The organism is Rhodovibrio sodomensis, from assembly GCF_016583645.1.
Classification (GTDB): domain Bacteria; phylum Pseudomonadota; class Alphaproteobacteria; order Kiloniellales; family Rhodovibrionaceae; genus Rhodovibrio; species Rhodovibrio sodomensis.
Genome location: NZ_NRRL01000026.1, coordinates 42,642 through 50,721, shown reverse-complemented (window position 1 = coordinate 50,721; position 8,080 = coordinate 42,642). Strand labels below are relative to the sequence as shown.

Annotated in this window: 5 protein-coding genes; all 5 read right to left on the bottom strand. The window is 67.9% G+C overall.

Annotated features, from left to right (window positions below; translation table 11 throughout):
- Positions 1-47: 47 nt before the first annotated feature.
- Positions 48-821 (bottom strand): MlaE family ABC transporter permease, encoded by a 774-nt coding sequence (locus tag CKO28_RS11430; protein ID WP_200340912.1) that lies wholly within the window; start codon positions 819-821, stop codon positions 48-50.
- A 5-nt stretch (positions 822-826) separates the two neighbouring features.
- A complete protein-coding gene (alr, locus tag CKO28_RS11425; protein ID WP_200340911.1) occupies positions 827-2,017 on the bottom strand; it encodes an alanine racemase in 1,191 nt (396 codons plus the stop codon).
- Positions 2,004-3,515, bottom strand: coding sequence for a replicative DNA helicase (locus tag CKO28_RS11420; RefSeq protein WP_200340910.1), 1,512 nt, complete (start codon positions 3,513-3,515; stop codon positions 2,004-2,006). Before CKO28_RS11420 ends, alr begins: the two co-directional genes overlap by 14 nt.
- A gap of 252 nt (positions 3,516-3,767) precedes the next feature.
- Positions 3,768-5,012 carry an SAM-dependent methyltransferase gene (locus tag CKO28_RS11415; RefSeq protein ID WP_200340909.1) on the bottom strand — a complete coding sequence of 415 codons (1,245 nt, stop codon included), beginning with the start codon at positions 5,010-5,012 and terminating at the stop codon, positions 3,768-3,770.
- Positions 5,013-5,643: 631 nt separating this feature from the next.
- Positions 5,644-8,052, bottom strand: a complete 2,409-nt coding sequence (gene lon / locus CKO28_RS11410; RefSeq protein WP_200340908.1) for an endopeptidase La — start codon at positions 8,050-8,052, stop codon at positions 5,644-5,646.
- Positions 8,053-8,080 lie beyond the last annotated feature (28 nt).

Genomic DNA, 8,080 nt, shown 5'->3' with positions numbered 1-8,080 from the left:
CCGCGGGGTGGCCTGCGGGGTGGCGCGGGCGTGGCCGTTCGTTTCGGTCATCGGGCGAAGAACAGCTCCGTGATCACGTAGTTGAACGACAGGATCAGGATCGAGGCCGAGACCACCGCGTTGGTGGTCGCGCCGCCCACGCCCTGCGCCCCGCCGCGGCTGTGGTAGCCGTGGTAGCAGCCCATCAGCGCGATCAGGAAGCCGAACACGCCGGCCTTCACGAGCCCGGAGACGACGTCCATCACTTCCAGGAACTCGCGGGTGTTGTTGAGGTAGACGGCCGGGTTGAAGCCCAGCTTGTAGGTCGACACCAGATAGCCGCCGAAGATGCCGATCGCATCCGCCGTCAGCACCAGGATCGGCAGGGTGATGATGCCGGCCCAGAGCCTGGGGGCGACCAGGTACTTGAACGGGTTGGTGGCGAGCGTGGTGAGGGCGTCGATCTGCTCGGTCACGCGCATCGTGCCGATCTCCGCCGCCATCGCCGCGCCGACGCGGCCCGCGACCATCAGCCCGGCCAGCACCGGACCGAGTTCGCGGGTGATCGACACCACCACGACGTTCGGGATCGCGCTTTCCGCGGAGAAGCGGGCAAAGCCGGTATACGACTGCAGCGCCAGCACCATGCCGGTGAAGATCGCCGTCAGCCCGACCACCGGCAGGGAATAGTAGCCGACGTCCAGGATCTGCCGGCCCAGGCTGCGCCAATAGAACGGCGGGCGCGCCATGTGCGAGACGGCGTGGGCGGTGAACAGGAACAATCGGCCGGCGGCGGCCAGGAAATTCAGGAAGGTCCGCCCGACGATCTGCAGCAGGACCATACGGTTCAGCCGCCCCCGCCGGTGTAGACGCGGTGATAGCGGGCGCCGAGGCTGGTCAGCACCTCGTAGCCGATCGTTCCGGCCTCGGCGGCCAGCGCGTCCTGGTCGTGCGCGTCGCCGATCACGTCGACGAAGTCGCCGGCGACCGGCGCCTCGTCGCCGAGGGCGGTGACGTCCAGCGTGATGGAATCCATGGAAACCCGTCCGACCACGGGCGCGAGGCGGCCCCCGACCGCAACGTGCCCGCTGTTCGAGAGATGGCGCAGCAGCCCGTCGGCGTAGCCGGCCGCGATCGTGGCGATCCGGCTTGGCCCCTGGGCGCGGAAGCTGGCACCGTAGCCAACCCCCCGATGAGCGTCAATCTGGCGGACTTGCAGGACGCGTGCCTTCAGCGTCACCACCCGCTGCATCGGGTTGGGCTGTCCGGGCGTCGGGTTGACGCCGTAGAGCGCCACCCCCGGCCGGGCCAGATCGCGGTGGTACGCGCGGCCTAGAAAGATGCCCGAGGAGTTGGCGAAGCTGACCGGCGCGGCCGGCAGCCGGGCGAGCGCGGCGTCGAAGCGCGCCAACTGGGCGGCGTTTTCCGGATGCGCCGGATCGTCGGCGCTCGACAGGTGGGTCATTACCTGGGCGAGGTCGATGTCGGCGAGCGGCGTGGGGTCTTCGGCCAGGCGGGCGACCTCGTCGTCGGGCAGGCCGAGCCGGCTCATCCCGCTGTCGACGTGCAGCGCGGCCGCCGGGCGCACGCCCGCGGCGCGGCCGGCGGCGCGCCACAGCTCCAGATCCCCCAGGCTGTTCAGCACCGGCGTCAGGCGGGCCTCCAGAAGCTCCCGTTCGGTGCCCGGCAGCGGGCCGTTGAGGACGTAGATCCCGGCCTCGGGCCAGCCCGCGTCGCCCAGCACGCGGCGCAGCTCCAGCCCCTCCTCGATCGTGGCGACGAAGAAGCTGCGCGCGCCCGCCGCCGCGAACGCGGGCGCCAGCCGGCCGACGCCCAGGCCGTAGGCGTTCGCCTTGACCACGGCCGCGCATTCGGTGCCGGGGGTCAGCTGGTCGCACAGCCGCCGGTAGTTCCAGGCGGCGGCGTCCAGGTCGACCTGCAGGATCGCGCCGGCGCGCCGCGCGGCGGGGTCCGCCTGCAGCGCCGCGCCGCGCCCGGCTGCGTGCGGCGCCGCGCCGCCGGCTTCAGCCGATTTCATCGGGCAGCTGATCCTCGCGGGCGAGGTTGCCGAACTTGGTGGTCGCCCCGTCGAAGGCGAGCTCGATCTTACCGGTCGGGCCGTGGCGCTGCTTGGCGACGATCGCCTCCGCCTTGCCCCACGCCTTTTCCAGGCGCTCGCGCCACTTGTCGTAGCGCTCCTGGTGCTTTTCCTCCGACTCGTCCGCGCGCTGGGTCGGCTCCGCACGCTCCAGGTAGTACTGCTCGCGGTAGACGAACATCACCATGTCGGCGTCCTGCTCGATCGTGCCGGATTCGCGCAGGTCGGCCAGCTGCGGGCGCTTGTCCTCGCGCTGCTCGACCGCACGCGAGAGCTGCGACAGCGCAATCACCGGGATGTTCAGCTCCTTGGCGATCATCTTGAGCCCGCGGGTGATCTCGGAGATCTCCTGCACCCGGCTTTCCGGCCGGCTGCCGGCGGTCGGCTGCATCAGCTGGATGTAGTCGACGATGATCATGCCCAGGCCCTGCTGGCGCTTCAGCCGGCGCGCGCGGGTCCGCACCTGGCCGACCGACACCGCCGGCGTGTCATCGATGTAGAAGGGCAGGGTGGAGAGCTCGTGGCTTGCCTGGACCACGCTCTCGAAGCTGTCGGCCGACAGCTTGCCGCGGCGGATGTCCTCGCTGGGCACGGTCGAGGATTCCGACAGGATACGGGTGGCCAGCTGCTCGCTCGACATCTCGAGCGAGAAGAAGCCCACGACCGCGCCGTCCTCGCCGCCGCTGTCGCGGTGCCGGCGGGCGGCGTTGAAGCCGACGTTGGTGGCGAACGCGGTCTTGCCCATGCCCGGTCGGCCCGCGAGCACGACCAGGTCGGAGTTGTGCATGCCGCCCAGCATCTCGTCGAGGTCGACGAAGCCGGTCGGCACCCCGGCGATCTGGCCCTCGCGCCGGTGCGCGCTCTCCGCCATCTCGATCGCGCCGGCGAGCGCGTGGCGGAACGACTGGAAGCCGCCCTCGGTCTGGCCGCTTTCGGACAGGTTGAACAGCTTCTGCTCGGCGACCTCGATCTGGCGCGTGGCGGGGCTGTCCAGGTCGTAGTCGAACGCCTCGTGGACTACTTCCTCACCCAGCTCGATCAGCTGGCGGCGCAGGTAGAGGTCGTGGACCGCCTTGCCGTAATGCTCGGCGTTGATGACGGTGACGTAGGCGCTCTGCAGCTCGGCCAGGTACTGCGCGCCGCCGACCTCCTGCAGGTCGCCGTCCTGCTCGAAGACGTTCTTCAGCGTCACCGCGTTGGCCATCTGGCCGCGGTTGATCAGCTTGCCGCAGGCCTCGAAGATCCGCGCGTGCACCGGATCGGCGAAGTGCTCCGCCTGCAGGAAGTCGGCGACCCGCTCGTAGGCTTGGTTGTTCGCCAGCACGGCCGCGAGTAGCGCCTGCTCGGCCTCGTAGTTGACCGGCGGGGCGCGGTAGCCGGTCTGCTCGCCGTCGCCGCCCGGGCCCGGCAGGTGCGCGATGTTGCTGCTGTCGCTCATGCGGCGAGCCTAGCAGAGTCGGGGTGCCGGGATGAAAGTTTGTGTGCGGGCGAGGCGAAATCACACAGGCCGTTGGCGCCGGTTACATCGGCTGCCCAACTTATTCCCTCTCCTCCAGTGGGAGGAGAGGGCGAGGGAGAGGAGGGTGCCCGCGGCATGAGCGCTCGTGGTTCCTCCTCCCCTAGCCCCTCCTCCCAGTGGAGGAGGGGAATCAGTTTGGGGGTGGAAGAGGGGGCTGACGGCCGCCGCCCGCTACTCCGCCGCGGCGCTCTGGCCCTCGGCGATCTGGGCGCGTTCCCAGTCGGTGATGTAGTCGCGGGTCAGCGGCACCGCGTCCTGGCGCCGGCTGAGCTGCATCTGGAACACCATCTGGCCCATCTGCCGGAACGACAGTTCGCAGCCGATCAGGTAGAACTCCCACATCCGGCAGAAGCGCTCGTCGTAAAGTTCGCGCACCCGCGCGCGGTTGGCCTGGAAACGGTCGTACCAGCGGCGCAGCGTCTCGGCGTAGTGCAGGCGCAGGATCTCGATGTCGGTGACCCAGAGGTCGCGCCGCTCGACCACCGACAGCGTCTCCGACAGCGCTGGCGTGTAGCCGCCCGGGAAGATGTACTTGCGCAGCCAGGCGTTGGTCGAGCCGGGCGGGCTCATCCGGCCGATCGAGTGGATCATCGCCACCCCGTCGTCGGCCAGCAGGTCGTGCACCTTGCGGAAGAACTCGTGGTAGTGCTGCGTGCCGACGTGCTCGAACATCCCGACCGAGACGATCCGGTCGTAGCGGCCGCTCAGGTTGCGGTAATCCTGCAGCTGAAACTGCACCTGCTCCTCGAGCCCGGCGTCCTTGGCCCGCTGGCGGCTCTTCTTGACCTGCTCCTCGGACAGGGTGACGCCGGTGACGTTGGCGCCGGCCTCGCGCGCCAAGTACATGGCCAACCCGCCCCAGCCGGAGCCAATATCGAGCACCTCCAGCCCCGGACGGTCGAGTTTGAGCTTGGCCGCGATGTGGCGCTTCTTGTTCGCCTGCGCCTGCTCGATCGTCTCGCTCTTGGGATCGAGGAAATAGGCGCAGGAATATTGCCAGTCGTCGTCCAGGAACAGGTCGTACAGTTCCCCGGACAGGTCGTAGTGGTGGGCGACGTTCTTCCGCGCCCGGCCGACCGGGTTGTAGTACAGCAGCGGCCGCAGCAGCGCGCCGGCGCGCTCGAACATGCCCCACAGCGGGTGGTTTTCCAGCCGCAGGACGTTGCGCCCGCAAATGTTCAGGAAGTCGTAGAGGCTGCCCTCCTCTACCAGAAGGCGGGAGTTCATATACGCCTCGCCCAGGTAGAGCTTGGGGTGGGCGGCGATTTTCGCCTCGGTCGCTCGGTCGGTGATCCGCACCGTCGCGTGGGGCTCGTCGCGGCGGCCGGAGCCGTAGGTTTCCGACCGACCCCGAGAGTCCACGACCGTGAGCGTCCCCTCGCGCACGATCTGGCGGAACAGGATGCCGGTAAGCATTGTCCCGAACCCTCCCATCTTCGCTCGTCCGCGGCCCACCGATCGCGCCGGGGGTCATCAGGACCCCGGGTGTCCCGGGATGTCCCCGAAGGCCCCGGCGGAGGCCGCCTGCGTCGTGTTATCCCGCCCGGATCGCACGCCCGGGCTTGTTCACTGCGTCACGCGCCGAGAGCGCGAGGCCGGATCGGCCTGCTGACTGAATTTCGCGCTAACGCCTTAGTTCGAAGGCAAGATCCTGCCGCAAGGTGGTTCCACCTTGGAGCCTCTTGCCCGTGGCGCGAATGCTGGCCCAAAACCCACTCCCGCTCGCATGACAACGCCGTGACACCCCGTATTGTTTCTCATATCAGGCTAAGACGAATTAACCTAAGTCGGGAAGCCCCAACTTGATTGCCGGCGCCTACCCCCCCCCCCGGAGGGGCCCGGACCCGGTCCCGATCTGCCGCACAGAAAAGGCCCCGGTCCGCCGTGGCGGCCCGGGGCCTTGCCATCTCGCCGGGGCGCGGGTGACCGCGCGTCGAGAGCAAGATGCTGAAAGGTGAAGCCACCTTTCAACTGAATCTTGCCGTCTCTTCAAGCAGTTAGAGCAAAGTTCACGATGAAGGTCGACGCGACCTTAATCGATTTTGCTCTAGTGCTTGGTCACCCCACCGCGGGCCGGCTCGCTCGGCCGGGCCAGCTGATCGACTTCGGTCTCCTCGACCACGTCGACCGGGGTCGGCTTGGTGGTCAGCGCCCGGTCGAGCACTTCGTCGACCGTGTCGACCGGGACGATTTCCAAGCCCCGCTTGACGTTGTTCGGGATGTCGGCGAGGTCCTTCTCGTTCTGCTTGGGGATCAGCACCGTCTTGATCCCGCCGCGCATCGCCGCCAGCAGCTTCTCCTTGAGGCCGCCGATCGCGAGCACGCGGCCGCGCAGCGTGACCTCGCCCGTCATCGCCACATCGTGGCGCACCGGGATGCCGGTCAGCGCGGAGACGATCGAGGTCACCATGGCGATGCCGGCGGACGGCCCGTCCTTGGGCGTGCCGCCCTCGGGCACGTGCACGTGCACAGACTTACGGTCCAGCAGGTTCGGCTGAATGCCGAACTCCGGGGCGCGTGCCTTGATGAAGTACTCGCTCGCCTGGATCGATTCCTTCATCACCTCGCCGAGTTTGCCGGTGGAGGTCACCTTGCCCTTGCCGGGCACGGTCACGCTCTCGACCGACAGCAGCTCGCCGCCGACCTCGGTCCAGGCCATCCCGGTGGCGACACCGACCAGATCCTCGGTTTCCGCTTCGGTGTGCTTGAAGCGCGGCACGCCGGCGTACTTCTCCAGGTTCTGCTTGGTGACGTGCACCTGGGTGGCCTTGTTGAGCTGGATCTCCTTGACCGCCTTGCGGGCCAGGGTGCCGATCTCGCGCTCCAGGTTGCGCACGCCGGCCTCGCGGGTGTAGCGCCGGATCAGCGCGCGCAGCGCGGTGTCGGAGATCGACCACTCCTGCTCGGTCAGGCCGTTCTCGGTGCGCTGCTTGGTGATCAGGTGGCGCTTGGCGATCTCGACCTTCTCGTCCTCGGTGTAGCCCGGGATCCGGATGATCTCCATCCGGTCGAGCAGGGCCGGGGGCATGTCGAGCGTGTTCGCGGTGGTGATGAACATCACCCCCGACAGGTCGTACTCGACGTCCAGATAGTGGTCGACGAACTTGTCGTTCTGCTCCGGATCCAGGATCTCCAGCAGCGCCGAGGTCGGATCGCCGCGCCAGTCGGCGCCCAGCTTGTCGACCTCGTCGAGCAGGAACAGCGGGTTGGTCGTCCCCGCCTTCTTCATCCCCTGGACCACCTTGCCGGGCATCGAGCCGATGTAGGTCCGGCGGTGACCGCGCATCTCCGCCTCGTCGCGGACGCCGCCCAGCGACTGCCGGACGAACTGCCGGTTGGTGGCGCGCGCGATCGACTTGCCGAGCGAGGTCTTACCCACGCCGGGCGGGCCGACCAGGCACAGGATCGGGCCCTTCACCTTGCCCATGCGCTGCTGCACGGCGAGGTACTCCAGGATCCGGTCCTTGACCTTGGTCAGCCCGTAGTGGTCGGCGTCCAGCACCTCGCGGGCGTACTGCAGGTCGTTCTTCAGCTTGGAGCGCTTCTTCCACGGCACCGCGACGATCCAGTCGAGGTAGTTGCGCACCACCGTCGACTCCGCCGACATCGGGCTCATGTTCTTGAGCTTCTTGAGCTCCTGGTCGGCCTTCTCGCGGACCTGCTTGGGCAGCTTGGCCTTCTTCAGCTTGTCCTCAAGCTCCTGCAGTTCGTCCTGGCCGTCGTCGCCCTCGCCAAGCTCCTTGCGGATCGCCTTGAGCTGCTCGTTGAGGTAGTACTCGCGCTGCGTCTTCTCCATCTGCTTCTTGACGCGGTTGCGCACGCGCTTTTCCGCCTCGAGGCCGCCGATCTCGCCCTCGATATAGCCGTAGATCTTCTCCAGGCGCTCGGCGACCGTGTCGGCCTCCAGCAGCTCCTGCTTGTCGGCGATCTTGAGCGACAGGTGCGAGGCCACCGTGTCGGCCAGCTTCGAGGGTTCCTCGATCTGGCTGACGGTGTTCAGCACCTCCGGCGGGATCTTCTTGTTCAGCTTGATGTACTGCTCGAACTGCGAGACCACCGAACGCCGCAGCGCGTCCAGATCGCGCTCCTCGCTGGTCTCGTCCTCGGCGATCACGTCCGCCTCGGCTTCCAGGAAGCTGTCGTTTTCGGTGAACTGCTTGACGCGGGCGCGCTGACCGCCCTCGACCAGTACCTTGATCGTGCCGTCGGGCAGCTTCAGCAGTTGCAGGATCGAGGCGAGCGTGCCGACGTCGTACAGATCGCCGGACTGCGGGTCTTCCTTTTGCGCATCCTTCTGCGCCACCAGAAGGATCTGCTTGTCCTCGCGCTTGACTTCCTCCAGCGCGTTGACGGACTTCTCCCGGCCCACGAACAGGGGCACGATCATATGGGGGAAGACCACGATATCGCGCAGGGGAAGGACTGGGTAACGGTTGCCTTGGGACAGCTCCAGCATGGTTCCTCGTGCTCTGCCGCGTCCTTTC

Excerpts from the sequence above, each read along its gene's own strand:
- CKO28_RS11430 (WP_200340912.1), bottom strand. The coding sequence starts at position 821 with ATGGTCCTGCTGCAGATCGTCGGGCGGACCTTCCTGAATTTCCTGGCC.
- alr (WP_200340911.1), bottom strand. The coding sequence starts at position 2,017 with ATGAAATCGGCTGAAGCCGGCGGCGCGGCGCCGCACGCAGCCGGGCGC.
- CKO28_RS11420 (WP_200340910.1), bottom strand. The coding sequence starts at position 3,515 with ATGAGCGACAGCAGCAACATCGCGCACCTGCCGGGCCCGGGCGGCGAC.
- CKO28_RS11415 (WP_200340909.1), bottom strand. The coding sequence starts at position 5,012 with ATGCTTACCGGCATCCTGTTCCGCCAGATCGTGCGCGAGGGGACGCTC.
- lon (WP_200340908.1), bottom strand. The coding sequence starts at position 8,052 with ATGCTGGAGCTGTCCCAAGGCAACCGTTACCCAGTCCTTCCCCTGCGC.